This window comes from Marinobacter persicus, assembly GCF_002934325.1.
GTDB lineage: Bacteria > Pseudomonadota > Gammaproteobacteria > Pseudomonadales > Oleiphilaceae > Marinobacter > Marinobacter persicus_A.
Genome location: NZ_PTIV01000016.1, coordinates 49,026 through 73,651, shown reverse-complemented (window position 1 = coordinate 73,651; position 24,626 = coordinate 49,026). Strand labels below are relative to the sequence as shown.

At 58.3% G+C, this 24,626-nt stretch carries 22 protein-coding genes, 1 pseudogene and 1 riboswitch; of the genes and pseudogenes, 2 read left to right on the top strand and 21 right to left on the bottom strand.

Features of this window, described 5'->3' with window-relative positions; genetic code table 11:
• The 17 genes and pseudogenes from BY454_RS09980 to BY454_RS09900 all read right to left on the bottom strand — a co-directional run.
• Nucleotides 1-371: pseudogene (locus BY454_RS09980) on the bottom strand (TnsA endonuclease N-terminal domain-containing protein); the annotation flags it as partial.
• 141 nt (nucleotides 372-512) lie between these two features.
• Entirely contained in the window at nucleotides 513-2,345 is a 1,833-nt protein-coding gene (glmS, locus tag BY454_RS09975; protein WP_104417345.1) for a glutamine--fructose-6-phosphate transaminase (isomerizing), read from the bottom strand.
• 27 nt (nucleotides 2,346-2,372) lie between these two features.
• A complete protein-coding gene (gene glmU, locus BY454_RS09970; RefSeq protein WP_104417344.1) occupies nucleotides 2,373-3,737 on the bottom strand; it encodes a bifunctional UDP-N-acetylglucosamine diphosphorylase/glucosamine-1-phosphate N-acetyltransferase GlmU in 1,365 nt (454 codons plus the stop codon).
• A 151-nt stretch (nucleotides 3,738-3,888) separates the two neighbouring features.
• Entirely contained in the window at nucleotides 3,889-4,311 is a 423-nt protein-coding gene (locus BY454_RS09965) for a F0F1 ATP synthase subunit epsilon (protein ID WP_104417343.1), read from the bottom strand.
• 36 nt (nucleotides 4,312-4,347) lie between these two features.
• Nucleotides 4,348-5,742: a F0F1 ATP synthase subunit beta gene (atpD, locus tag BY454_RS09960; RefSeq protein WP_104417342.1), complete on the bottom strand. Its 1,395-nt coding sequence runs from the start codon at nucleotides 5,740-5,742 to the stop codon at nucleotides 4,348-4,350.
• Between the two features lie 51 nt (nucleotides 5,743-5,793).
• On the bottom strand, nucleotides 5,794-6,660 hold the full coding sequence (gene atpG / locus BY454_RS09955; RefSeq protein ID WP_104417341.1) for a F0F1 ATP synthase subunit gamma: 867 nt from the start codon (nucleotides 6,658-6,660) through the stop codon (nucleotides 5,794-5,796).
• Nucleotides 6,661-6,729: 69 nt separating this feature from the next.
• On the bottom strand, nucleotides 6,730-8,274 hold the full coding sequence (gene atpA, locus BY454_RS09950; RefSeq protein ID WP_104417340.1) for a F0F1 ATP synthase subunit alpha: 1,545 nt from the start codon (nucleotides 8,272-8,274) through the stop codon (nucleotides 6,730-6,732).
• A 28-nt stretch (nucleotides 8,275-8,302) separates the two neighbouring features.
• Nucleotides 8,303-8,839 (bottom strand): F0F1 ATP synthase subunit delta, encoded by a 537-nt coding sequence (locus BY454_RS09945; RefSeq protein ID WP_104417339.1) that lies wholly within the window; start codon nucleotides 8,837-8,839, stop codon nucleotides 8,303-8,305.
• Nucleotides 8,840-8,851: 12 nt separating this feature from the next.
• Nucleotides 8,852-9,322: a F0F1 ATP synthase subunit B gene (locus BY454_RS09940; protein ID WP_104417338.1), complete on the bottom strand. Its 471-nt coding sequence runs from the start codon at nucleotides 9,320-9,322 to the stop codon at nucleotides 8,852-8,854.
• Between the two features lie 88 nt (nucleotides 9,323-9,410).
• Complete coding sequence (gene atpE, locus BY454_RS09935; protein ID WP_104417337.1) at nucleotides 9,411-9,638, bottom strand: F0F1 ATP synthase subunit C; 228 nt, start codon at nucleotides 9,636-9,638, stop codon at nucleotides 9,411-9,413.
• Between the two features lie 55 nt (nucleotides 9,639-9,693).
• The gene (gene atpB, locus BY454_RS09930; protein WP_104417336.1) at nucleotides 9,694-10,548 is read right to left on the bottom strand and encodes a F0F1 ATP synthase subunit A; all 855 of its coding nucleotides are present in this window, start codon (nucleotides 10,546-10,548) and stop codon (nucleotides 9,694-9,696) included.
• A gap of 15 nt (nucleotides 10,549-10,563) precedes the next feature.
• A complete protein-coding gene (locus BY454_RS09925; RefSeq protein ID WP_104417335.1) occupies nucleotides 10,564-10,959 on the bottom strand; it encodes an ATP synthase subunit I in 396 nt (131 codons plus the stop codon).
• A 215-nt stretch (nucleotides 10,960-11,174) separates the two neighbouring features.
• Nucleotides 11,175-12,050, bottom strand: coding sequence for a ParB/RepB/Spo0J family partition protein (locus BY454_RS09920; protein WP_104417346.1), 876 nt, complete (start codon nucleotides 12,048-12,050; stop codon nucleotides 11,175-11,177).
• A gap of 60 nt (nucleotides 12,051-12,110) precedes the next feature.
• On the bottom strand, nucleotides 12,111-12,905 hold the full coding sequence (locus BY454_RS09915; protein WP_104417334.1) for a ParA family protein: 795 nt from the start codon (nucleotides 12,903-12,905) through the stop codon (nucleotides 12,111-12,113).
• A gap of 21 nt (nucleotides 12,906-12,926) precedes the next feature.
• Complete coding sequence (gene rsmG, locus BY454_RS09910; protein ID WP_104417333.1) at nucleotides 12,927-13,571, bottom strand: 16S rRNA (guanine(527)-N(7))-methyltransferase RsmG; 645 nt, start codon at nucleotides 13,569-13,571, stop codon at nucleotides 12,927-12,929.
• Between the two features lies 1 nt (nucleotide 13,572).
• Entirely contained in the window at nucleotides 13,573-15,459 is a 1,887-nt protein-coding gene (mnmG, locus tag BY454_RS09905; protein WP_104417332.1) for a tRNA uridine-5-carboxymethylaminomethyl(34) synthesis enzyme MnmG, read from the bottom strand.
• A gap of 400 nt (nucleotides 15,460-15,859) precedes the next feature.
• Nucleotides 15,860-16,351, bottom strand: coding sequence for a DUF3833 domain-containing protein (locus tag BY454_RS09900; protein ID WP_181049683.1), 492 nt, complete (start codon nucleotides 16,349-16,351; stop codon nucleotides 15,860-15,862).
• Between the two features lie 281 nt (nucleotides 16,352-16,632).
• On the opposite strand from BY454_RS09900, the gene thpD reads away from it, so the two are divergent.
• Complete coding sequence (gene thpD / locus BY454_RS09895; RefSeq protein ID WP_104417330.1) at nucleotides 16,633-17,568, top strand: ectoine hydroxylase; 936 nt, start codon at nucleotides 16,633-16,635, stop codon at nucleotides 17,566-17,568.
• Nucleotides 17,569-17,653: 85 nt separating this feature from the next.
• Here the strand turns inward: thpD and BY454_RS09890 are convergent, their stop codons facing one another.
• The 4 genes from BY454_RS09890 to BY454_RS09875 form a co-directional block, all read right to left on the bottom strand.
• Nucleotides 17,654-19,726 (bottom strand): hypothetical protein, encoded by a 2,073-nt coding sequence (locus BY454_RS09890; RefSeq protein WP_219820626.1) that lies wholly within the window; start codon nucleotides 19,724-19,726, stop codon nucleotides 17,654-17,656.
• A 405-nt stretch (nucleotides 19,727-20,131) separates the two neighbouring features.
• Complete coding sequence (locus BY454_RS09885; RefSeq protein ID WP_104417328.1) at nucleotides 20,132-20,917, bottom strand: ABC transporter ATP-binding protein; 786 nt, start codon at nucleotides 20,915-20,917, stop codon at nucleotides 20,132-20,134.
• The gene (locus BY454_RS09880) at nucleotides 20,917-21,732 is read right to left on the bottom strand and encodes an ABC transporter permease (RefSeq protein ID WP_104417327.1); all 816 of its coding nucleotides are present in this window, start codon (nucleotides 21,730-21,732) and stop codon (nucleotides 20,917-20,919) included. Before BY454_RS09880 ends, BY454_RS09885 begins: the two co-directional genes overlap by 1 nt.
• 51 nt (nucleotides 21,733-21,783) lie before the next feature.
• Nucleotides 21,784-21,897: riboswitch (guanidine-I (ykkC/yxkD leader) on the bottom strand.
• Between the two features lie 193 nt (nucleotides 21,898-22,090).
• Complete coding sequence (locus BY454_RS09875; RefSeq protein WP_104417326.1) at nucleotides 22,091-23,125, bottom strand: alpha/beta fold hydrolase; 1,035 nt, start codon at nucleotides 23,123-23,125, stop codon at nucleotides 22,091-22,093.
• Between the two features lie 139 nt (nucleotides 23,126-23,264).
• Between BY454_RS09875 and glnT the strand changes: the two genes are divergently transcribed.
• A complete protein-coding gene (gene glnT / locus BY454_RS09870) occupies nucleotides 23,265-24,623 on the top strand; it encodes a type III glutamate--ammonia ligase (RefSeq protein ID WP_104417325.1) in 1,359 nt (452 codons plus the stop codon).
• Nucleotides 24,624-24,626 lie beyond the last annotated feature (3 nt).

Sequence of the window (24,626 nt, the reverse complement as noted above, 5' to 3'; positions counted from 1 at the left end):
CTCTTTGGCCCGGAAGGCGTGGAAAGGTCAACCACAAAATCGCTGGACATGATCTGATGGTATCCGCCTGCTTCGGGGTGGCGAATATTGGCTTGTTCAGCCACTGAGAGGGTGTCTTCTATTCGGAGAGGAAACTGTTCACGGATGTCAGTGACATCCGGGTTCCATTCAAGTAGCAGGAACGCGGCTAACTCTGTATCGGAGAAGAAATGATGAGTTCGTCCTGTCAGGTGGCCCATCACTCGATGCGAGCGCCCCTTGGAGGATAGGTCTCTGACGGTCAGCCATGGATGGTAATCCTTGCCGCTGCCTTTACCGCGTTCTTCTTTGATCCACTTCTGGGTTTTCTTGTCGAGTTTGTAGTTGGCCATTCCCTATCACTCCCGAGGAGAATAGCCTGACTTTGCCACATAGTCCGCTAGTTACCAACTTTATTATAAAGTTACCAACTCTTTTATCATGTTACCAACTTTATTATTATCCCACAAGGATAACAACAGAAGGCACTTCTCTTATTCCACCGTCACACTCTTGGCGAGGTTCCGTGGCTGGTCCACGTCCGTGCCTTTGAGCACGGCCACGTGGTAGGACAACAGCTGCAGCGGCACGGTGTAGACGATGGGCGCGGTGATTTCGTGTACCGGCGGCAGTTGCATCACGTGCACGCCTTCCTCGGCTTTCACGCCGGCGGACTTGTCGGCGAACACGAATAGCTCTCCGCCCCGGGCGCGCACTTCTTCGAGGTTGGATTTGAGTTTTTCCACCAGGTCGTTGTTGGGCGCGACGGTGACCACCGGCATTTCACTGTCCACCAGTGCCAGAGGCCCGTGCTTGAGTTCGCCGGCCGGGTAGGCTTCGGCGTGGATGTAGGAGATTTCCTTGAGCTTCAATGCCCCTTCCATGGCCACGGGAAACTGGGAGCCCCGGCCCAGGAACAGGCTGTGGAATTTATCCATGAAGGCGCGGGACATCTCTTCAATACCGCCGTTGAGGGCCAGAATGTCGCTCACCTGCCCCGGCACCTGGTGCAGGGCGCTGACAATATCTGCTTCCCTTTCGGCACTCAGGCCGTTGTGGCGGGCCAGGGCCAGGGTGAAGATCAGCAGGGCGGTCAGCTGGGTGGTAAACGCCTTGGTGGAGGCCACGCCAATTTCGGGGCCGGCCTGGGTCATGATCACCAGGTCGGATTCGCGTACCAGGGAGCTGCCGGGCACGTTGCAGATGGCCAGGGCGGCGCGGAAGCCGGCTTTCTTGGCCTGGCGCAGGGCCGCCAGGGTATCGGCGGTTTCGCCGGACTGGGAAATGCACAGGAACAGGGTGTCCGGCTGGATCACGTGCTTGCGGTAGCGGAACTCGGAGGCCACTTCCACGGAACAGGGCACGCCGGCCAGCTCTTCAATCCAGTAACGGGCAACCATGCCGGCATGGTACGAGGTACCGCAGGCGATGATCTGGACGTGGCGGACGTTATCCAGCAGGTTGGCGGCCTCGGTGCCCAGCGCCTGCTCCAGCACGCGGGAATCGGTCACCCGCCCTTCCATGGTGGCCTTGATGACTTTGGGTTGCTCGTAGATTTCCTTGAGCATGAAATGGCGGTATTCGCCTTTCTCGGCAGAATCGGCCCCGTGCTCGAACCGGTTGGTTTCCCGCTCAACCGGTGTTCCTTCGCGATCATGAATCTCGATGCGGTCCTTGCGAATATCGGCAATGTCGCCTTCTTCCAGGAACATGAAGCGGTCGGTCACCGGCAGCAGCGCGAGCTGGTCAGAGGCGATAAAGTTCTCGCCAATGCCCACACCGATCACCAGAGGGCTGCCTTCCCGGCACACCACCAGATGGTCCGGTTCGTCGGCGTGGACGACCGCCAGGGCGTAGGCACCCCGAAGCCGGGGAATGGCACTTTTTACAGCGTCGTACAGCGAGCCCTGTTCACGGTAATTTTTCTGGATCAGGTGAGCGACGACTTCGGTGTCGGTCTGGGAGGTGAACTCGAATCCATCCGCTTTCAGCTCGTCACGCAGTTCCTGGTAATTTTCAATGATGCCATTGTGAACGATGGCCAGGCCGTCACCCGACATGTGGGGATGGGCGTTCAGCTGGGAGGGTTCACCGTGGGTGGCCCAGCGGGTGTGGGCAATGCCCAGGTGGCCGTTCAGCGGATTGGCTTCCACGGCTTCGGCCAGGGCTGACACCTTGCCCAGTTCACGGGCACGCTGCGCGTGTGGCCCGCCATTGATCACGGCCATGCCCGCGGAGTCGTATCCCCGGTATTCCAGGCGGCGCAGTCCTTCCAGAAGAATGCCCTGGACGTCCCGCTCAGATACCGCTCCTACAATCCCACACATGCTGTCTTCACCTGCTGTTGTCTGTCGTTAGGCTTTCTTCGGCCGTTCCCAGCCTTCGATGTTGCGCTGCTTGCCCCGGGCGATGGCCAGTTCATTGTCGGCAACATCACGAGTGATGGTCGAACCCGCGCCAATGGTAGCGTCTACGCCCAGGGTAACCGGGGCCACCAGCGCCGAGTTGGAGCCGACGAACACGCCGTCGCCCATCACCGTCTGGTGTTTGTTCGCTCCATCATAATTGCAGGTGATGGTGCCTGCACCCACATTCACATGACGACCCATTAAGGTATCGCCCACGTAGCTCAGGTGGTTGATCTTGCTGCCCTCGCCCACCACGGCTTTTTTGGTTTCCACAAAGTTGCCCACCTTGGTATCGGCGCCCAGTTCGGTGCCCGGACGCAGGCGGGCAAAGGGACCAATCTCGGCATTGGTGCCAACGGTGGCACCCTCAATGACAGAATGGGCCTTAATGGTCACGCCATCGGCGATGGATGCATCCTTGATCACGCATCCGGGGCCAATGGTGACGTTGCTGCCTAGGCTAACGTTGCCCTCAAAAACCACGTTCACATCGATCCACAGGTCATTACCGATGGTCAGTTCGCCCCGAACATCCACACGAGCCGGGTCCGCGAGGCTGGCGCCTTCGGTCATCAGGCGCTCGGCCTGCTGGCGCTGGTACCAGCGCTCCAGTTCGGCCAGTTGCAGGCGATTGTTCACACCCTGCACCTCGAACGGATTCAGAGGCTGGGAAACCGTCACGCCCAGGCCGTGATCCACCGCCATGGCAATGATGTCGGTAAGGTAGTATTCGCCCTGGGCATTGCTGTTCGACAGGGTCGGCAACCAGCTTTTCAGGTGTCTGGCGGACACGGCCAGTATGCCCGTGTTCACCTCTTTGATTTCCTGCTGCTCGGCGCTGGCGTCTTTCTGTTCCACGATCGACTGCACCTGGTCCGCCTGGTTGCGAACAATGCGGCCGTAACCGTGCGGGTGTTCCATGTCCACGGTCAGCAGCGCGAGATTGCTCTCATCAAGGTCCGCGACCATGGATTCAAGCGTCGCCCGGCTGGTCAGCGGCACATCGCCATAGAGCACCAGTACCCGCGCGTCGTCCGGCAGGTCTGGCAACGCCTGAGCGACGGCATGGCCGGTACCCAGCTGCTCGGTCTGCATCACCCAATTCACCGCCCCATCATCCAGTGAGGCCTGCACCTTATCGGCACCATGCCCGATAACCGTGTGAATTTTTTCCGCGCCCAGCTGCCTGGCAGTGTCTATGACATGGTGCAGCATGGGTTTTCCAGCCACCGGGTGCAGCACCTTGGGCAGTGCGGACTTCATCCTTGAACCCTGGCCGGCGGCCAGGATCACAACGTGTAACGGGCTCATGGGGCGTCACGCTCCGTGATGTTGGGTGTTTTAAAAACGAAAAAACCGCGTCCCGGCGAAAGCCTCCCTGTTTTCGCTAAAAAACAGAGAACCTTCCACCCGCGGATGCGGTTCATAGTCAGGCCACTCCGGGCACCGACGCAACCCCTGCTTATCGCAGGTTTTTGCGCAGCTTCTGGATGGTACGCAGCTGAGCGGCGGCTTCTGCCAGCTCGGCGGCGGCCCGGGAGTATTCGAACTCGCCTGTCTTGTTCGCCAGTGCCTTTTCGGCTTCTTTCTGGGCTTCCAGCGCTGCGGCTTCGTCCACGTCTTTCGCACGAACCGCAGTATCAGCCATCAGGGTCACAAGGTTGGGCTGCACTTCCAGGTAACCCCCGGAAACGTACAGGATTTCCTCGCTACCACCCTGCTTGATGATCCGAACCGCACCCGGCTTGAGTGCGGTCAGGAGCGGGGCGTGGCCAAGCTGGATGCCAAGCTCACCCTCCGTGCCGGTAGCGATCAGTGTCTCTACCAGCCCGGAGTAGATTTTTTCCTCGGCACTTACGACGTCACAATGTACGGTCATAGCCATATTTTACGCCTCTTGCGTCGAAAAAGAGAGAAGGTTTTACTTACCTTCTTTCTCTTTCATTGCCTTAGCCTTCTCGATTGCTTCCTCGATGGTACCGCACATGTAGAACGCCTGTTCCGGCATGTCGTCGTAGTCACCGTTGAGGATGCCTTCGAAGCTGCTGATGGTCTCTTTCAGAGACACGTACTTACCAGGCGCGCCGGTGAATACTTCAGCAACGTGGAACGGCTGAGACAGGAAACGCTCGATCTTACGGGCACGGGCAACAGTCGTCTTGTCTTCTTCAGACAGTTCGTCCATACCCAGGATGGCGATGATGTCCTTCAGTTCCTTGTAACGCTGCAGAACGTTCTGAACACCACGGGCCACGTTGTAGTGCTGCTCACCAATCACCAGCGGATCGAGCTGACGAGAAGTGGAATCCAGCGGATCGATCGCCGGGTAGATACCCTTGGAAGCGATGTCACGGCTCAGTACAACGGTTGCGTCCAGGTGCGAGAAGGTGGTCGCCGGAGACGGGTCAGTCAAGTCATCCGCCGGTACGTATACCGCCTGGATGGACGTGATGGAACCAGTCTTGGTGGAGGTGATCCGCTCCTGCAGCTGACCCATCTCTTCGGCCAGAGTCGGCTGGTAACCTACCGCAGACGGCATACGACCCAACAGTGCAGATACCTCAGTACCGGCCAGGGTGTAACGGTAGATGTTGTCAACGAACAGCAGTACGTCACGGCCTTCATCACGGAACTTCTCGGCCATGGTCAGGCCGGTCAGGGCTACGCGCAGACGGTTCCCGGGGGGTTCGTTCATCTGACCGTAAACCATCGCCACTTTATCAAGGACGTTGGAGTCCTTCATTTCGTAGTAGAAGTCGTTACCTTCACGGGTACGCTCACCAACACCGGCGAATACGGAGAGACCGGAGTGCTCTTTCGCGATGTTGTTGATCAGTTCCATCATGTTTACGGTTTTACCTACGCCGGCGCCGCCGAACAGGCCAACCTTACCACCCTTGGCGAACGGGCAGATCAGGTCGATAACCTTGATACCGGTTTCCAGCAGGTCCGCAGAGGCTGCCTGGTCGGCATAGCCCGGTGCTTTACGGTGGATAGACCACTTTTCCTGCTCACCGATTTCGCCCTGCTCGTCGATGGGACGACCCAGAACGTCCATGATGCGGCCCAGAGTCTCGGTACCAACCGGTACGGAGATCGGGCTGCCGGTGTTTTCTGCTTTCAGGCCACGCTTCAGGCCTTCGGTGCTGCCCATGGCGATGGTACGAACAATGCCGTCACCCAGCTGCTGCTGGACTTCCAGAGTTGTTTCACCACCTTCAAGCAGCAGTGCGTCATAAACGCTTGGCACGGCGTCACGTGGGAATTCCACGTCGATAACCGCGCCAATGATCTGAACGATGTGTCCGCTACTCATGCTCGGTTCCTCGTTATCTAATAGTCAATAAAACCAGTAGGTCTGTGAGCGTTATCCAACAGATGCTGCGCCGCTCACAATTTCCGAAATCTCTTGTGTGATCGCCGCCTGACGGGCCTTGTTGTAGGCCAGCTGCAGGTCATCAATGATGTTGCCAGCATTGTCGGTGGCGCTCTTCATAGCGATCATCCGGGCAGCCTGCTCACAGGCCAGATTCTCTACCACACCCTGATACACCTGGGACTCGATATAACGTGGCATCAGCCCGTCCAGAATCGGACGTGAATCCGGCTCGTAAATATAATCCCACTGGTGACCGATCTCTTCTTCCTCATCGCCTTCAGGCAGTGGCAGCAGCTGCTCCGCCTTCGGGGACTGGGTCATGGTGTTGACGAATTCGTTACTCACGAGATAAAGGCGGTCAATCTTGCCTTCCTCGAACGAATCGAGCATCACCTTGACGCTACCAATCAGCTTGTCCGCACTCGGGTTGTCACCCAGGTGGGTTACGGCTGCCACCACGTTTCCGCCGTAGTTGCGGAAAAACGAGGCACCCTTCTGGCCAATAGCGCAGATATCGGTCTCAACACCTTTCTCTTTCCATCCACGCATTTCCTTCACGAGCAGCTTGAACGCGTTGCCGTTCAGGCCACCACAAAGGCCGCGATCGGAGGAGACCACAATGTAGCCAACCCGCTTGACGTCGCGTTCCTGCATGAACGGATGGCGGTAATCCTTGTTGGACTTGGCAATATGTCCGATTACCTGGCGCATCTTTTCGGCGTATGGGCGAGTCGCCTGCATACGCTCCTGAGCCTTACGCATCTTACTCGCGGCCACCATTTCCATGGCGGACGTGATCTTCTGCGTGCTCTTGATGCTTCCGATCTGATTACGTATTTCTTTTCCGACGGCCATAAGTCACTGCCTTTTCAAGTTAGACACTCAAATGCACCATCAGGCCCGCTCAAGGCGGGCCCGGTGGATTTACCAGCTCTGAGTGGTCTTGAATTTTTCCAGAGCAGCTTTCAGACCAGCGATGATGTCGTCGTTGTAGTTGCCATCAGGACCGATCTGTTCCAGCAGTTCTTTCTGCTCAGAACGCATCCAGTCAAGCAGCTGGGCTTCAAAAGCCACAATCTTGTCTACATCAACATCGTCCAGGAAGCCTTCGTTCGCTGCGAACAGTACGGTACCCATTTCCGCAACAGACATCGGGCTGTACTGGTTTTGCTTCATCAGCTCGGTAACGCGCTGACCGTGCTCCAGCTGCTTACGGGTTGCTTCGTCGAGGTCGGAAGCGAACTGGGCGAATGCCGCCAGTTCCCGGTACTGGGCCAGGGCCAGACGGATGTTACCGCCGAGCTTCTTCATGATCTTGGTCTGGGCTGAACCACCTACCCGCGATACCGAGATACCCGCGTTCATCGCCGGACGGATACCGGAGTTGAACAGGTTGGTTTCCAGGAAGATCTGACCGTCGGTGATGGAGATCACGTTGGTCGGAACGAATGCGGAAACGTCACCAGCCTGGGTTTCGATGATCGGCAGTGCGGTCAGGGAACCGGTTTGGCCTTTCACTTCGCCGTTGGTCAGCTTTTCAACTTCATCGGCGTTGATCCGGGACGCACGCTCCAGCAGACGGGAGTGGAGGTAGAATACGTCACCCGGGAAGGCTTCACGGCCCGGCGGACGACGCAGAAGCAGGGAGATCTGACGATACGCAACGGCCTGCTTGGACAGGTCATCGTATACGATCAGAGCGTCTTCGCCGCGGTCACGGAAGAATTCACCCATGGAAGTACCGGCGTACGGCGCCAGGTACTGCATGGAGGCCGGATCAGCCGCACCGGCAGCCACGATGATGGTGTGATCCATCGCACCGTGCTCTTCCAGCTTGCGCACAACCGCCGCGATGGACGACTGCTTCTGGCCGATGGCAACGTAGATACACTTGATGCCAGTGTTCTTCTGGTTGATGATCGCGTCGATCGCAACCGCAGTCTTACCGATCTGACGGTCACCGATGATCAGCTCACGCTGACCACGACCGATGGGAACCATGGTATCGATCGGCTTCAGACCAGTCTGAACCGGCTCATCAACTGACTGACGTGCGATTACGCCAGGCGCAACCTTCTCGATCGGAGAGGTTTCGCTGTTGCCCAGCTCGCCCTTGCCGTCGATCGGGTTACCCAGACCGTCTACAACGCGGCCCAGCAGTTCACGGCCAACCGGCACCTCAAGGATGCGACCGGTGCAACGTACTTTCTGGCCTTCGGCCAGACCTTCGTAGTCGCCCAGTACTACCGCACCAACAGAATCACGCTCCAGGTTCAGCGCCATGCCGTAAGTGCCGTTGGCAAATTCGATCATCTCACCGTACATAACGTCGGCGAGACCGTGGATCAATACGATACCGTCGGATACTGACAGGATCGTACCTTCGTTTTTAGCTTCGGAAGAGATATCGAGTTTCTCGATTCTCTTCTTGATGATGTCACTGATCTCGGATGGATTCAGTTGCTGCATGCCTTTGTCCTCAAACCTTGTGCTGAAATCAGGAGCCCAATGCCTTGGCCATACGGGCCAATTTGCCACGGACTGAAGCGTCGATAACCAGGTCGCCTGTGCGTACTACCACACCACCAATCAGAGACTGATCCACGGTGGATTCAAGCTCAACCTTGCGCTCCAGCTTTTTGGACAACGCGTCGATGAGTTTCTGTTGTTCGTCGGCCGACAGTTCGAATGCGGTATCTACTGTCAGGTTAACGGACTTCTCTACGTCCGCACGGTACAGACGGAACAGATCAGAAATTGCCGGCAAAAGGGCCAGACGCTTGTTTTCAGCAAGAATCGACAGGAAGTTTCTGAGTGCTTCCGGCAGCGGCTCTTCAAAACAATCCGCGAAGAGTTCCGCTTTGCGCTGCTCAGAGAGGCCAGGGTTGGCCAGGATGTTCTTTACCTCTTGGTCAGCCGCAACCTGTGCTGCAAAAGCCAGCGCCTGATCCCACTGATCAATGGCGTTCTGGTCCTTGGCGGCAGCAAAGACGGCTTTCGCATAGGGTCGGGCTAACGTTACAAGTTCTGCCATGATGACCCTCTTTTAGAGTTCTGCGGCCAGCTTTTCCAGCATCTCGCTGTGAGCTTTGGCGTCTACAGAGGTTTCCAGAATCTTCTCGGCACCTGCAACAGCCAGTGTTGCCACTTCTGCTCTGAGTGCGTCGCGAGCCTGAACACGCTCCTGTTGAATTTCCGCCCTGGCCTGCTCAATCAGCTTTTCGCCTTCCTTACGAGCGTCGTCCTTGGAGGACTCGACGATCTGGGCGGCACGCTTGTTGGCCTGGTCAATCAGGGCTGCAGCTTCTTCCTTTGCCTTCTGCATTTCCTTTGCGGCCTTCTCCTGCGCGAGCTCGAGATCAAGCGAAGCCCGATCAGCGGCAGAAAGACCGTCAGCAATTTTCTTCTGGCGCGCTTCCATGGCTGCCGTAATCGGCGGCCATACATATTTGACGCAGAACCAGACGAAAATAGCGAAGGCAATCGATTGCCCTATCAACGTAAGGTTTATATTCACGGCAATATACCTCTTGCTATTCGTTGCGTCCTGGTGTCCGGAAAGTCAGGCGCTGCAATGGTCAGCGCCCATGTCTTTACGGCTTTGATTAACCAGCAACAACGAAGATCAGGTACATAGCGATACCAACACCGATCATGGGAACCGCATCAAGCAGACCAGCCATGATGAAGGCTTTGGTTTGCAGCTGGTTGCCCATTTCCGGCTGACGAGCAGTAGATTCGAGCAGCTTGCCGCCCAGCAGGCCGAAACCGATACCGGCGCCCAGGGCACCCAGACCGATGATAAGCGCAGCTGCGATAAATACCATTTCCATTGAAGACTCCTCAGTTTTTCAGATAGTTAAGGGTTTAGTGCATTAAGGGTTTTTATTAGTGATCTTCGTGCGCTGCGCTGAGGTAAACCACAGTCAGCGTTGTAAAGATAAAGGCCTGCAGCGTAATTACCAGAATGTGGAAGATCGCCCAGGGCACACTCAGTGTCCACTGAACCCACAACGGTAACAGCGCAATCAGGATAAAGATAACCTCGCCAGCGTACATGTTGCCGAACAAACGAAGTGCCAGACTAATCGGTTTGATGATCAAACCCAACAGTTCAAGCACCAGGTTAAACGGTACCAGTGACCAGTGGTTGAACGGTGTGAAAGAAAGTTCTTTCAGGAAGCCGCCCGGGCCCTTCACCTTGAAGCTGTAGAACAGGATCAGGATGAACACGCCAAGAGCGATACCAAATGTGGCGTTGGGATCGGTGGTTGGCACAATCTTGAAGTACTCAAGTCCCATCGCATGAGCAAGTACCGGGATGTAGTCCACCGGCACCAGGTCCAGGGCGTTCATCAGGAAGATCCAGACGAACAGGGTCAGGGCCATTGGCGCAATGATCGGGTTCCGACCATGGAAGACGTCTCTCACAATGCCCTGAGAGAACTCAAACATGATCTCGACAAAGTTCTGCAAGCCGCCTGGCGCACCTTCGGTGACGCGTTTGGCCGCGAAGCGGAACAGGCCGAGAAACAACAGACCCATGGCAATGGACCAGCCCAGGGTGTCCACGTGGAATGCCATAAAGCCCATATCCGCCGCTTCCTGGGCGGTATGCGCCATGGTCCACTGGGCTTCCTGGAGCACGGTACCGTCAGCCCGCTCATAGCCAGCGGGGAGTTTACCGTAGGTAAGGTTGGTAAGGTGGTGTTGTATATACGCTACTGGGGTATCAGCTGCCATACTGCTCTCATCCAGTTATCGCTGTGGTCGTGGCCGAATGAGCCAACGCAGAACGTTACCCACTACAACCATCACAGCAAAAGTGAATAACAGAGCCGGTACATGGACTGGCTCCATTAAAGTGAAAACGGCCGCAAAAAACACTGCGGTAAGGGCGAGCTTGATGCTCTCAGCCCTGAAAATATTACTCACCGCCAGACTCATCTGGCGCGCGCCCTGGTAACGATAGGCGCGATGCGCAAAGTAAGCGTTTGGTATGACAAAAATAAGACCGCCAACCAGGGCGGAATAACCGGCCAAACGACTTACCAGTAACCACCACAGCAGGCTCTGAATGCTCAGCGCGGCCATCTCGATGGTGAGCCATTGCTTCAATGGCACGTATGTGATGGCTTTACGATAGCGAGTCATGTCACCTGCTGTTGGATCAAGCGCGCGGAATTATATGGGTTAACCGTAATGTGTTCAATACAATCTGTTCGAAAAAATGCTCAAAAAACAGGCAATTTTCTACAGTCAATTAGGTAATTCACACAAGTTGTGCCGGGGTCATTGAGCTACAACCACATCTGGTGGTTCGCCCACAATACAGGACTTTAGGATGAGGCCTCACGCGGCTGGAAATGTTACTGGATGTGGTCAAGAATTCCGTCAAGCTCGTCCAGCGAGCTGTACTCGATCACCAGCTTTCCCTTCCCCCGCTTACCATGGGCAATAGAGACTCGCGCACCCAATCGGTCCGACAGGTCATCCTGAAGAGCGCGGATATTGGGGTCAAGGGCTGGCTTCTCGGTTTTTTCCGCATCGGACGGCTGGTTCTGGAAGCGGCGCACCAACGCTTCGGTCTGGCGCACCGACAGGGACTTCGCCACCACCTGTTTGGCCACCTGCACCTGTTGTTCCGGCGGCAAAGTAAGCATGGCCCGGCCGTGGCCCATTTCCAGGTCGCCGTGCTCGAGCATGGTCCGCACGTCTTCGGTCAGGCCGATCAGGCGCAAGAGATTGGTAATGGTGGTGCGGGATTTACCCACCGCCTCGGCCACCTGGTTCTGGGTCAGGCCAAATTCGTCCTGCAGGCGTTGAAGTGCAAAGGCTTCTTCGATGGGATTGAGGTTTTCCCGCTGGATGTTTTCAATCAAGGCCATGGCAATCACGGCCTCGTCCGGCACGTCCCGGATAATGGCCGGAATGCTGTCGAGTTCGGCCAGCTGGGTCGCCCGCCAACGGCGTTCCCCGGCAATCAACTCGTAACGGCCTTCGGCCACGGCGCGCACCACCACCGGCTGCATCACGCCCTGCTGACGAATGGAATCCGCCAACTCCTGGAGCGCAGCCGGGTCCATGTCCCGGCGGGGCTGGTAGCGTCCGCGCTGGATCAGGTCGATGGGAATCTCCCGCAACTCACCGTCGTGGTTGGTGGACGGTTCATTGAGATCGACTTTGGAGTTCTGCAGCAGTGCTCCCAGTCCGCGTTGGCCCAAGCCTCGTTTCTTCGGCGCCATGGTGTCTGTCATTCTTCCTGTTGAAATGATGTGTGCACAGTTGCCCTCGGGCAACGCATGTTACACCGCTACGGCGGTCGCTGTCTTTTTCGACCCGTGGCGGCGAACCATTTCCCCGGCCAGGGCCAGGTAGGCAATGGCGCCCTTGGAGGCGCGGTCGTACTTCAGCGCCGGCAGGCCATAGCTCGGGGCTTCGGCCAGGCGCACGTTGCGGGGAATCACCGCCCGGTAGACCTTGTCACCAAAATACTCGCTGAGCTGGCCGGAAACATCCAGCGTCAGGCTGTTGCGGGGGTCGTACATGGTGCGCAGGATGCCTTCGATCTGCAGGTCCGGGTTCACGGTTTCCCGGATCTGCTCGACGGTGCTCATCAGCGCCGCCAGACCTTCCAGGGCGTAATACTCGCACTGCATGGGAATCAGGATGGAATCCGCCGCCGACAACGCGTTCACCGTCAGCAGGTTCAGCGACGGCGGGCAGTCGATCAGGATGTAGTCGTAGTTGTCCCGCAGCGTATTCAGGGCCAGGCGAAGGCGGTGCTCCCGTCCGATTTCGTTCATCAGTTCCACTTCCGCGGCGGTCAGATCACCGTTGGCCGGCAGCAGGTCAAACTCCGCTTCACTGACGGTCACCACAGCTTCCGCAGGCTTGGCGCGCTTGGTCAGCACATCAAAGCCGGACAGCTCCATGGCATTTTTATCCACGCCGCTGCCCATGGTGGCGTTGCCCTGGGGGTCCATGTCCACCAGCAACACGCGGCGTTTGGTGGCGGCAAGCGACGCCGCCAGATTCACGCAGGTGGTGGTCTTTCCCACACCGCCTTTCTGGTTGGTCACTGCGATTACGCGCGCCATGCTTCGCCTCCTGTTGCGGGTTTAGCGGGATAAAGGTGCCCGGCGAACCACCAGCAGGTGACGCTCGCCATCCGCTCCGGGAACGGTCAGGGCCTGGCTGGATTCTACCTGCCAACCGGCCGGAAGGGCAGACACTTCATCATCCGGATACTGACCTTTCATGGCAAGGAACTCGCCGTTTTCCGCCAGCAACGGCTCACACCAGGTCACCAGGTTCTCCAGCGCGGTGAAGGCGCGGCTGCTGATCTGGTCAAACGGTTGCTCCGGCTGGCAGTCTTCGGCCCGGCCGTGAATGACCTCAACGTTGTCCAGGCCCAACTCCAGAACACACTGGTTCAGGAAGCGGGTTTTCTTGCCATTGCTGTCCAGCAGGGTGAAGCGTTTTTCCGGAAACACGATGGCCAGGGGAATGCCCGGCAGGCCGCCACCGGCGCCCACATCCAGCAGGTGATCGGTGCTGATCCAGGGCACAATGCTGAGGCTGTCGAGCAGCTGGCGCGAGACCATCACCCGCTCATCGCGCACGGCGGTGAGGTTGTAGGCCTTGTTCCATTTATTGAGCAGAGCCAGAAAAGCCAGCAGTTGTTGCTGCTGGCTGTCGCTCAGGGAAAGGTCCATGTCGGCCAGCCCCGATTCGAGCTGGCGTTGCCACTGTGGATAACTCATGTCAGGCGCTCTGCTTTTTCAACAGGTCCCGCTTTTTCAGGTACACCAGGATCTGGCTGACCGCCGCCGGGGTGACGCCCTGAATGCGTGAGGCCTGGGCCACGGTTTCCGGGCGCACTTCCTTGAGCTTCTGCTTGATCTCGTTGGACAGCCCGCCAATGGTGTCGTAATCCAGATCGATCGGCAGGGCCGTGTTCTCATTTTTACGCAGGCGCTCAATCTCGTCCGACTGACGGGAGATGTAGCCCTCGTACTTGATCTCGATTTCCACCTGGTCCGCGACGTTCGGATCTTCGGCCCGCTGAGCACCAATCTCCGCCACGTGGTCGTAGACAATTTCCGGCCGGCGCAGCAGCTCCGCCAGGGTGTGGTCCCGGTTCATGGGCTGCTTGAGGTACTGGTTGGCCCGCTCGCCCGCCTCGGTGTTCGGATGAATGCGGGTGGTTTCCAGGCGCTCGCGCTCGGCGGCGATGCCTTCGCGCTTGTCGCTGAACTTCTGCCAGCGCTCGTCGTCCACCAGACCCAGCTTGCGACCGGTCTCGGTCAGACGCAGGTCGGCGTTGTCTTCGCGCAGGATCAGCCGGTACTCGGCACGGCTGGTGAACATGCGGTACGGTTCCTTGGTGCCCATGGTGATCAGGTCGTCCACCAGCACACCCAGGTAGGCCTCGTCCCGGCGCGGGTACCACTCGTCTTTCTCCTGCGCGCGGAGCGCAGCGTTGATGCCCGCCAGCAGGCCCTGGGCACCCGCTTCCTCATAACCGGTGGTGCCGTTGATCTGGCCGGCGAAGTACAGGCTCTGGATGAACTTGGTTTCCAGGGTGTGGCGCAGGTCCTGTGGGTTCAGGTAGTCGTACTCAATGGCGTAGCCCGGCCGGGTGATGTGGGCGTTCTCGAACCCGGGAATGGAGCGCACCGCCGCCAGCTGGATATCAAACGGCAGGCTCGTGGAAATGCCGTTCGGGTATAGCTCGTGGGTGGTCAGCCCTTCGGGCTCCACGAAAATCTGGTGCGAATCCTTGTCGGCAAAGCGGTTCACCTTGTCTTCAATGGACGGGCAGTAACGCGGGCCCACGCCCTCGATTTCCCCGGCAAACATGGGCGAGCGGTCAAAACCGCTGCGAATGATGTCGTGGGTTTCTTCGGTGGTGCGAGTCACGTAGCAGCACACCTGCTCCGGGTGCTGGCTACGGTCACCAATGAACGACATCACCGGGGTGGGGTTGTCGCCCCACTGCTCCTGCATCACTGAGAAATCCACCGAGCGGGCGTCGACACGCGGCGGCGTCCCGGTTTTCAGCCGACCCACGTTGAACGGCAGTTCGCGCAGACGCTTGGCCAGGGCATTGGCCGGGGCATCGCCGGCGCGGCCGCCGGAATGGTTCTGCATGCCAATGTGGATAACCCCGCCCAGGAAGGTACCGGTGGTCAATACCACGGTCTGTGCGCGGAAGCGGATGCCGGTCTGGGTCACCACGCCGGTCACCTGATCGTTTTCCACAATCAGGTCGTCGGCGGCCTGCTGGAACAACGTCAGGTTGGGCTGGTTTTCCAGCATGTGCCGAATGGCTGCCTTATATAGCACACGGTCGGCCTGGGCGCGGGTGGCACGCACGGCCGGGCCCTTGCGGCTATTCAGCACGCGGAACTGGATGCCCGCCTGGTCGGTGGCCTGGGCCATGGCGCCGCCCAGGGCGTCGATTTCCTTCACCAGGTGGCTCTTGCCAATGCCCCCGATGGCGGGGTTACAGGACATCTGCCCCAGGGTTTCAATGTTGTGGGTCAACAGCAGGGTTTGCGACCCCATGCGCGCGGCCGCCAGCGCGGCTTCGGTACCAGCATGGCCGCCGCCAATAACAATGACATCGAAACGGGTCGGGAAATCCACTCTTCACCTCGGAAATCAGGCTTTAAATAAGGGTATAAAAACAGGGCGGCGAGTATAACGCCTCGCCCGGGAAAATGCAGTTAGAATGTGCAAATTTTAACCAGAACCGGCGGCGACGGAAAAGACTTTCACGACCAGCCTGAAGGCCGACGCGCCCTTTGGGCGTCCGCGGGTGAGTAAATACCGAAATCAACCAGTTATCAGAGGGTTGTCAAAAAGTATTCAGAAAAGTTTTCAAGAAACTTATCCACATGACTGATCTGTTTTCAACACCTCCATAATTGAGATAACTCACTGTTATTTCACGATTTACTTATTATTACCCAAAGGTTATCCGTAGGTTTTCCCAATAATTATCCACAGCCAATCAACCCAAACCGAAGACTGGCCGTGGCGGGCCTCAGGGCTGTTTCTGGATCACCAGAACCACTTCCCCGACTTCAATCCCCCACTTAGTCATGGAGGTTTCATTGATCAGCGTGTCCGGCGTGACCAGATACATCCAATCGTCCATCCGTACATCCAGGGTGTCATCACCGTAGGGCACCCGAAGCACATAGTTCATGTGGATGGCATTGCCCTGCCAACGCATGGTGCCCGCCTCAACGACATCGCCGGCAGAGGCGTGATAGGTATCGCCTTTGGGCACCAGTGTCCATACGCGAGTCTGTACCTCACCGTCATCAAACCGGAAGACCTCGTCCAAGGTACCTACTCCGTTGTCGTCCCAGCTAGCGATGATGTCGGCGTCAAAGGTGCGAATCACCTCTCCGGAAAAATCCTTCACCACCCCCCGGGCGGACAACGTCCCGGAAAAGAATTCCTGTGGCACCAGTGTTGGCCGATTGTCACGGTAATCCTCCAGCGATGGCCCTGCACAACCCGACAACATCGCCAGTAAAAGCAGAACAAACCCCAGCTGCCCCAGACTGGTCATCCGCGTTTTTGTCGTCATCATCTTCCCACTCCGTTTTCAGATTCACTGAACAACTCTCCGGCAGGAAGATACGAGCGCCCTTGAAATCCCGATCTAAATCCTTACATCCTGTGCAGGTTATTCCGACCAAGTTATTCACTGAGACGTTATCCACTGAGAGGTTTTTCCGTCATCCGCAGCCTGCGGCGGATGGCCCATGCACATTCAGACAACGCATAAAAGAAGGAGGTTCGAAGATGGCCAATCGTACTGACGACTTTTATCCGACTCGCCTGGAGCGCCCGCTGCAAAGCTTTGAACGCAAAGATCCGGTGGTTCACAGCCAGGGGGAGGCTCGCGCCAACGGTCCGCTGAGCGAAGCAGAGCTGGACCAGTACGAACGCAATGGTTTCCTGGTCTTCAACAACTTCCTGGACAAGGAAACGGTCCAGCGTTTCCGGGATGACCTGCGCGCCTACGAGGATGATGACAGCATCCTGCATTCCGAGGGCACCATTACCGAACCCGGGAAACAGGAAATCCGCTCGATCTTTGGCATCCACGAGCTGTCCGACCGCTTCGACAAGCTGACCCGGGACCGCCGCATCCTGGACATGGTGCACCAGTTGCTGGGCAGCGATGCCTACATTCACCAGTCCCGGATCAACTACAAACCCGGTTTCAATGGCAAGGGTTTCAACTGGCACTCGGATTTTGAAACCTGGCACGCGGAGGACGGCATGCCCCGCATGCGCGCGGTGAGTTTCTCCATCTCGCTGACCGACAACAACCCGTTCAACGGCCCATTGATGCTGGTGCCCGGTACCCACAAGACCTGGTTCCCCTGCGTGGGCCGCACGCCGGAGGACAACTACCAGTCCTCCCTGAAAAAACAGGAGCTGGGCGTGCCCAGCCAGAAAGACCTGGACCGGATGATTCGGGAAAACGGCATTGAAACCGCCACCGGGGGTGCCGGCTCGCTGATCATCTTTGAGTGCAACGTCATGCACGGCTCCAACGCCAACATGTCGCCCTGGCCGCGCAGTAACCTGTTCTTCGTGTACAACAGCGTGGAAAACCAGCTGGAGAAGCCGTTCTGTGGCAATCGGCCCCGCCCGGACTTCCTGGGTAACCGGACCAATACCGACGCCCTGGTGCCGGTGGATTCGCCGGATCTGCGCCGGACCGGCTAAGGACAGCAAGCGCGCTCGCCAATGGCAGCATTGCCATAAAAAAGGGGAAGCCACATGGCTTCCCCTTTTTGGTTTCCGGAACCGGTTAATCGTCGCCGGAGAGGGTCAGGCCTGAGCCAGAACCCTCCTCGCCATTGAGGCTGATCATCCGGGTCTTGCTGATGCGGTGACGGAAGATTTCCCGCAAATACTTGATGGCTTTCTTCACATTGCCTCGACTCAGGCGAAGGTCGTTGATGGACACGAAGTTGTCCTGGTCGTGGCACATCTCCCGGTATTTCTTCTCATACATGGGCTTGATGGCGTACCAGTTGGTGTCCAGGATCTTGGCCGGATTCTCGAACTCGTTGAGCATGCTGTCCATCAATTCCTCATCCAGCTCCGGCGAGCGGATGAAGTCCAGCATGGCCTCGTCCAGACTGTCATCATAGCGCGTCTGGTCGTTGGCAAAGCACCGCTTGATGTAGGCCAGAATCAATGTGAGGAAGTCGTCGCTCAGACAGGGGCTCTTCACCACCAGGGTGGTCAGCGACAGGTTCGCCGAAGCACCAATCACCAGCGCGTAACGCTTCAGGGTGGTGTTCGGGAACAGTGCGTTGAGGTGCGTCTTCAGACGGTTGAGGTCCATGTAGGACAGCTTGTAGTCCTTGGGCAGGGACACAATCGAGACGATGGACGAGCAGTTCTTGAAGAAATGCAGGTCTTTCAGGTGGCTGGCGTCGTAGCCGGATTCTTTGTACTTGTGCAGGGCCTCCCGGTACCGGCTTGCCTCAATCGGCAGCAGGCTGACCCCTTCAATGGCCTCGGTAACCTTGTTGAAGTGCGGCAGGTCGATGGACCGGAAGAACAGGTCGTCGATGTCCAGACGGGACTCGCCATTGATGCTCCGGAACTCGGTGGCATGGGCATCCGTGGGCACGACTGATTCCGCGTAGGCCACTGCCACGGGACCGGCCAGGCTCATGAACAGGTCGTTGGCATCCAGGCGGATGGTCTCGCCGATATCCACACCGGCGCGACGGAAATAATCTTCATCATAATCCGTGGTCACCGCCTGGGCGGTGAGGATGTTGAAGATCTGCTGGGAGATGTACTGGTTGGCGTACTTCTCCATCGCGTTCACATCCACATCGCGGATCTTACCTTCATCCTGCTGCTCGGCGTAACGCATGATGTCGTTGGAAATCAACATCATGGCGTTCCACGGGCGGATGCGGTGCATCATGTCGGCGTCGCGGGTCTCATCGGCATCGAAGTTGTAGGAGAAGTCCCACTCCTCAGCCAGGTACTTGCACAGCAGACGGCCAGCGTTGATGTGCAGGGCCTCGGACATTTCAATCCGGTTGTCCTGAATATTGGGCAGGATACAGATGCCGCTGGTGAAGATCGGCTCGAATACGAAGGAATGGTCGCGGTTTTCCAGCTCCCGGTCTTCGAGCTTCGGGTCGAAGGTCTTGCGCATGTAGGAATACTGCTGCGCCAAACCAAACTCCGAGGCCATGCCCGAACCGGTACCACCACCGGCACTGAAAATGTAGAAATACAGCCGGGACTGGTTGGCCTTGATACCACAGGAATCAATCAGATAGCTGTGGATAAACTTCCATTCCTCATTGGAGAAATGATCGGTGTCCTTGTTCAGGATGATCCGCGCCAGGTACTGACCCAGGATCGGCGCGTTACCCGCACCACCGGCATGGACCTCCGACAGGTCCATGATCTTCATCTTGTTGTAGTCTTCCAGGAAGGTGCTTTCGTCGGCCCGACGGGAAAAACGGATGCGCCCTTCGATGTCCTTGTCCAGATCCCCCAGCATCACCATGGGTTCAATCAGGAACACCGGCTTCACGGTATTGGCCGTGGGCAGGTTCAGGCTCTGACGAATCCAGCGCATGGGGCCGATTTCTTTTTCCCGGCTGCGGCGCTCTTCGTTATCCAGCTCCTGCAGGTAATAGGACCGGGCGCTGTGCACCAGCTCGGCGACATCCAGGGCAATGTTGGAGCCACAGCGGCCAAGACCGATCAGGCACACCGACGGAAAGAACTGCTGCTTGCCTTCTTCTTTCTGGCTGTCGGTGAAAACCCGCGGGAAAACCGATTCCCGAAGGTAATCCAGGTTGGACAGAATCTGGTCCAGGTCCCGCTCGGTAAAGTACATGTAAGAGTCCGGAGCTTGGCTATCGGCGGATTTCGCGGCCGGGGCCTTGGAGGTTTTGCGGCTTGAGCTACTGCTGCTCTTGCTTTTTGAGGTGCTTCTGCTGGTTGTGGCCTTCTTGACCACCCGGGCTTCCGATGCCACGGCGGAACTGTTGTCCGCTCCCCTGTCCTGATTGCTGTTCTCGATGCTCTCGTCCATATCCGCAGGGTGCCTGTTACTCATGTCCGTAGTCCGGCCTGTGCATAAATGTCAAAAATTTAATACACAAGATACCAATGGATCACAGAATAGCCAGCGGAAATAGGCTTTAAAAACCCTACGGTTACAATTTTAAACACTCAGGACGTGGTACCGGACACACTTGGAACTGGCCATCAGCCCGCTGTTGGTGTCCGGCTCCCGGGGTCAGGCGGCCTGATTTCGCGCCGTGTTGGTGACTGACTGGTCAATGTCCCGCAGCAAGTGCTCATCGGTCTGGCCAATGGGCAAATCGTACGTAATGGTCGCCCCATAGGCGTTCGGAGCATGGGGATCGTTCCGAAGCTTATCGAACACCAGCAGGCGGGTGCCCAGGTAAAAACCCTCGTGCAGATCGTGGGTCACCATGAAAATGGTGATGCCGATTTCGCGCCAGAGTCGCAACAGCAGCTCGTGCATATCCTTGCGAATACCGGGGTCCAGCGCACCAAACGGCTCGTCCAGCAGCAGCACCCGCGGCCGCATGATCAGGGACTGGGCAATGGCCAGACGCTGCTGCATACCACCCGACAACTCGTGGGGCCACTTGTTGGCGGACGGCCCCAGGCCCACCAGTTCCAGCATGTCATCCACTTTCTCCAGCGCTTCGGCTCGGGCACTGCCAAACAGTTTGCCCAGTATCGGTTTCTGCTCAAGCTCCAGCCCCATCAACACGTTCTGGCGAACCGTGAGATGCGGAAACACCGAATAACGCTGGAACACGATGCCCCGGTTGCGATCCGGCTCGGCGGGAAAGGTGTCGCCCTCCAGCAGCAATTCGCCCCGGGTCTGGACTTCCTGGCCCAGGAGCATTTTCAGAAAGGTGGATTTGCCACAACCGGACGCGCCCACCAGGGTGCAGAACTCGCCCTGCTCCACTTCCAGGTTCAGGTTTTCCAGCACGACCTGGTCGCCGTACTCCTTCCACAGTTTGTTGACGCTGATAAAACTCATCAGTGACCTCCGGCGTTGTACCAGGGAAACAACCTGCGGTTGGCAAGTCGCAGACACTGGTCGATGACAATGGCAAGAAGGGTAATCCAGATGACATAAGGCAGGATCACGTCCATGGCGAGGTAACGGCGCACCAGGAAGATCCGGTAACCCAGACCTTCGGTGGAGGCAATAGCCTCGGCGGCAATCAGGAACAGCCAGGCCGGCCCCAGGCTCAGGCGCACGGCATCAATCAGCCGGGGCAACACCTGGGGCAACGCCATGCGGGTAACCACCTGCCAGCTGTTGGCGCCCAGGGTCTGGATCTTGATCAGCTGTTCGCCGGGCAGTTCGCTGACCCGCTGGGCCACATCGCGCATCATGATGGGAGCGGTGCCGATGACGATCAGCATCACCTTGGACAATTCACCAAGGCCAAAAACGATGAACAGGATGGGCAGAATGGCCAGTGGCGGCACCATGGACAATGCCGAGACCAGCGGCGCCAGGTTGGCCCGCACCAGCGGCAGCACCCCGTTGGCCAGGCCCACCACCAGGGCCATCAACGCCGCCACCCCGACACCCATGCCCAGGCGTTCCAGGCTGGCCAGGGTGTCGACCCACATCAGGTAATCGCCACTGCGGCGGTCTTCCTGGAAAGCCATCCGGTCGACGGCGGCGGTCATCTGCTCCAGGCCGGGCAGCAGCTTGTCGTTGGGGTTGTCGGCCAGCCGCTGTTGCGAGGCGGCGCCGTAGATCAGTAACAGGATAACGAAAGGCAGGACACCAAGCGCGGTGGCGGTCAGCCGGCCAGGCGTGCGGTTTATCAATCGCATGATCTTTCTCCTCTGGTCACAGAACACGGCCATGGAATCGCGTGCAATCCAATCTCCCGGGCTTTTGTCCCGCCGTGTAACCCCGTCCAGAGGTCGGTGACTCTCGGACCAGCCATCCGGGAAAGAGACTGTCTTCGCCGGACCGGAACCCTAGTCACCCATTGTGTCCGTTTGTCTGGCCGCACGAGATGCGGTGTTGCTGTGAACGGATATGGGTCTTCCGCCCCGCGCATCGGGGCTGACAACAGAAACTCTGCAGGCACTGTGCCAGTACCCAGGGTTCTCACGATTCCGGGCCTTTTGACACTCACCGGCGCAATGAGATGCACCTGACCGGTGCGTTTACCCCGTTTTTGCCTCATGACAACGCACCCCGTTCCAGTAATTCGGCGGCCGCCGCCAGTATGCGGCGGTGACATTCCGGCTCTCTTCCGGGTCCGCCCGCCACATGGCCCCAGTCCGAGTCCATTGGCAGGCAACGGCCTGCGGGCATGGCGGCGGTGTCGGCGCGGGCATCGGTGGTGGTGAAGTAGAGATCGGTCGCCGACGGCAGCATTCGCGTGGGCATCACCAGCCGCCCCAGCGCTTCCCGGTAACGTCCCTGGAACACGGGGTTGGCACTGATGTCTGCGGTTTGCCAGGTATTGAGCACCGCCAGCAGGTCATTGGCATCCTGTTGCAGGTGGTCCTTTTCCCAGAACGCCAGCAAGGCTTCGGGCGATTCAAAGCCCTGCTGGCGATAGCCTTCGTTGCGGAAGAACGCCTGGGAATAGGCCCAACCGGCGTACACCCGGGCAAAGGCTTTCAACCCACGCTCCGGAGGCTTGCCATAATGGCCATCGCGAAAAGCCGGGTCGCAGGTCAGCGCCGCCTTCACCCCTTCCAGGAAAACATGGTTATGGGGATAACAGCGGGCGGTGGCACAGACCGCCAGCACCGCCGCCACCCGGTCGGGAAACAGACTGCCCCATTGCAACGCCTGCATGCCCCCCATGGACCAGCCCATTACCAGCGCCAGCCGGGCGCCACCAAAAACCTCGTCCAGCAACCGTTTTTGCAGCATCACGTTGTCGTACAGGCTGATGCTCGGAAAGCCCGGTCCCGCCTGGGCCCCAACGGTATTGGAGGGCGACGAAGACTCTCCGGCACCGAGCATGGCGGGCACGACAATGCAGTACCGCTCGGGATCGAGCGGTCCACCCGGCGTTACCCAGGGGTGATTACCGGCGGCCGCACCACCGTAGTACGTGGGCAGCAACACCAGGTTGTCTTTTGGTGCGTTCAGGCGACCCATCCGGTGGTAGCGCAACCGGGCATTCTCCAGGATTTCACCGCTGGCCAGGGGCAGCGGCCCGGCCAGAAAATCGTCGATAACCCACTCCAAATCAGTCACTTGAGTTTCCCCTTTTCGGTTTCCGGACGCCTGTCCGGGTTCATTTACATACATGCTGGCATGTAAGTTGAATGAAAGATCCGTGCCAGACACACAGACCCGAACGCCCGTCCAACCGGGCCGATATGAGGAATGAGAGATGACCGAAATGACCGATACCCAGGCCCTGAAACGGCAACTGACCGACGCGGGCGTGAAATACGCCATGGCCAGCTACGTGGATATCCACGGCGTGAGCAAGGGGAAATTCGTGCCGGTGGCCCACCTGGGCCAGATGATGGAAGGCTCCGAGTTATACACAGGCGCTGCCCTGGACGGCGTGCCCCAGGACATCTCCGATGACGAGGTGGCCGCCATGCCAGACGCCGCCAACCACGCTATCTGCCCCTGGAACCGCCAACTGGCCTGGTTCCCCGGTGATCTTTACCTGAATGGCCAGCCTTTTGAGGCCTGTTCGAGAAACATTCTGCGCCGGCAGCTGGAGGTGGCCCAAGGCATGGGCTACCAGTTCAACCTGGGCATCGAAACCGAGTTTTTTGTGTTCCGGGAGACCGAGGATGGCGGCTTCGCCCCGTTCAGTGACCGGGATACCCTGGGCAAACCCTGCTACGACCCCCGCAGCCTGATGGACAACCTGCCGATCATGGACGAGCTGGTGGACGCCATGAACGAACTGGGCTGGGACGTGTATTCCTTCGATCATGAAGACGCCAACGGCCAGTTCGAAACCGACTTCAAGTACGCCGATGCCCTGACCATGGCCGACCGCCTGGTGTTCTTCCGCATGATGGCCAACGAAATCGCCCGCAAGCACGGTGCCTTCGCCAGCTTCATGCCCAAGCCCTTCAGTGACCGGACCGGCAGTGGCGCCCACTACAATATGTCACTGGCCGATGCCCGGACCGGGGAAAACTTGTTCAAGCCCAACGGCGACGATACCCACAACTGCGGCATCAGCCGGATCGCCTACCAATTCATCGCCGGTGTACTGAAGCACGGCGCCGCCATCAGTGCGGTGATCGCCCCCACCGTGAACAGTTACAAGCGCCTGGTGCGCCAGGGCAGTATGTCCGGCTCCACCTGGGCACCGGTGTTCCTGTGCTATGGCTCCAACAACCGCACCAACATGATCCGGATTCCGGGCGTGGGCGAGCGCATCGAATGCCGGGCCGCCGACATTGCCTGCAACCCCTACCTGGGTTCAGCCCTGATCCTGGCGGCCGGCCTGGAAGGTATTCGCGAAGGCCTGGACGCGGGCGCGCCGCACCACGAGAACATGTACAACTACAGCGACGCCGACATTGCCGAACAGGGCATCGAATACCTGCCCCGCAACCTGGGGGAGGCCATCGAAGCCTTCGAGGCGGACCCGCTGGCCAGAGCCGTGTTCGGTGACGACATGTTCCGGGCGTTCGTCGACTTCAAGAAAGACGAGTGGGAGAGCTACCACAACCACGTCTCGGAATGGGAAATCCAGCGTTACCTGAAGATGTTCTGAAGC

Coding starts and splice junctions, on each gene's coding strand:
- BY454_RS09920 (WP_104417346.1), bottom strand. CDS start 12,050: ATGGCGCCGAAGAAACGAGGCTTGGGCCAACGCGGACTGGGAGCACTG.
- rsmG (WP_104417333.1), bottom strand. CDS start 13,571: ATGAGTTATCCACAGTGGCAACGCCAGCTCGAATCGGGGCTGGCCGAC.
- BY454_RS09965 (WP_104417343.1), bottom strand. CDS start 4,311: ATGGCTATGACCGTACATTGTGACGTCGTAAGTGCCGAGGAAAAAATC.
- BY454_RS09885 (WP_104417328.1), bottom strand. CDS start 20,917: ATGAGTTTTATCAGCGTCAACAAACTGTGGAAGGAGTACGGCGACCAG.
- BY454_RS09900 (WP_181049683.1), bottom strand. CDS start 16,351: ATGTTGTCGGGTTGTGCAGGGCCATCGCTGGAGGATTACCGTGACAAT.
- atpG (WP_104417341.1), bottom strand. CDS start 6,660: ATGGCCGTCGGAAAAGAAATACGTAATCAGATCGGAAGCATCAAGAGC.
- atpD (WP_104417342.1), bottom strand. CDS start 5,742: ATGAGTAGCGGACACATCGTTCAGATCATTGGCGCGGTTATCGACGTG.
- BY454_RS09945 (WP_104417339.1), bottom strand. CDS start 8,839: ATGGCAGAACTTGTAACGTTAGCCCGACCCTATGCGAAAGCCGTCTTT.
- atpE (WP_104417337.1), bottom strand. CDS start 9,638: ATGGAAATGGTATTTATCGCAGCTGCGCTTATCATCGGTCTGGGTGCC.
- atpB (WP_104417336.1), bottom strand. CDS start 10,548: ATGGCAGCTGATACCCCAGTAGCGTATATACAACACCACCTTACCAAC.
- BY454_RS09915 (WP_104417334.1), bottom strand. CDS start 12,905: ATGGCGCGCGTAATCGCAGTGACCAACCAGAAAGGCGGTGTGGGAAAG.
- glmS (WP_104417345.1), bottom strand. CDS start 2,345: ATGTGTGGGATTGTAGGAGCGGTATCTGAGCGGGACGTCCAGGGCATT.
- BY454_RS09890 (WP_219820626.1), bottom strand. CDS start 19,726: ATGTACTTTACCGAGCGGGACCTGGACCAGATTCTGTCCAACCTGGAT.
- glmU (WP_104417344.1), bottom strand. CDS start 3,737: ATGAGCCCGTTACACGTTGTGATCCTGGCCGCCGGCCAGGGTTCAAGG.
- BY454_RS09880 (WP_104417327.1), bottom strand. CDS start 21,732: ATGCGATTGATAAACCGCACGCCTGGCCGGCTGACCGCCACCGCGCTT.
- BY454_RS09925 (WP_104417335.1), bottom strand. CDS start 10,959: ATGACTCGCTATCGTAAAGCCATCACATACGTGCCATTGAAGCAATGG.
- glnT (WP_104417325.1), top strand. CDS start 23,265: ATGACCGAAATGACCGATACCCAGGCCCTGAAACGGCAACTGACCGAC.
- thpD (WP_104417330.1), top strand. CDS start 16,633: ATGGCCAATCGTACTGACGACTTTTATCCGACTCGCCTGGAGCGCCCG.
- atpA (WP_104417340.1), bottom strand. CDS start 8,274: ATGCAGCAACTGAATCCATCCGAGATCAGTGACATCATCAAGAAGAGA.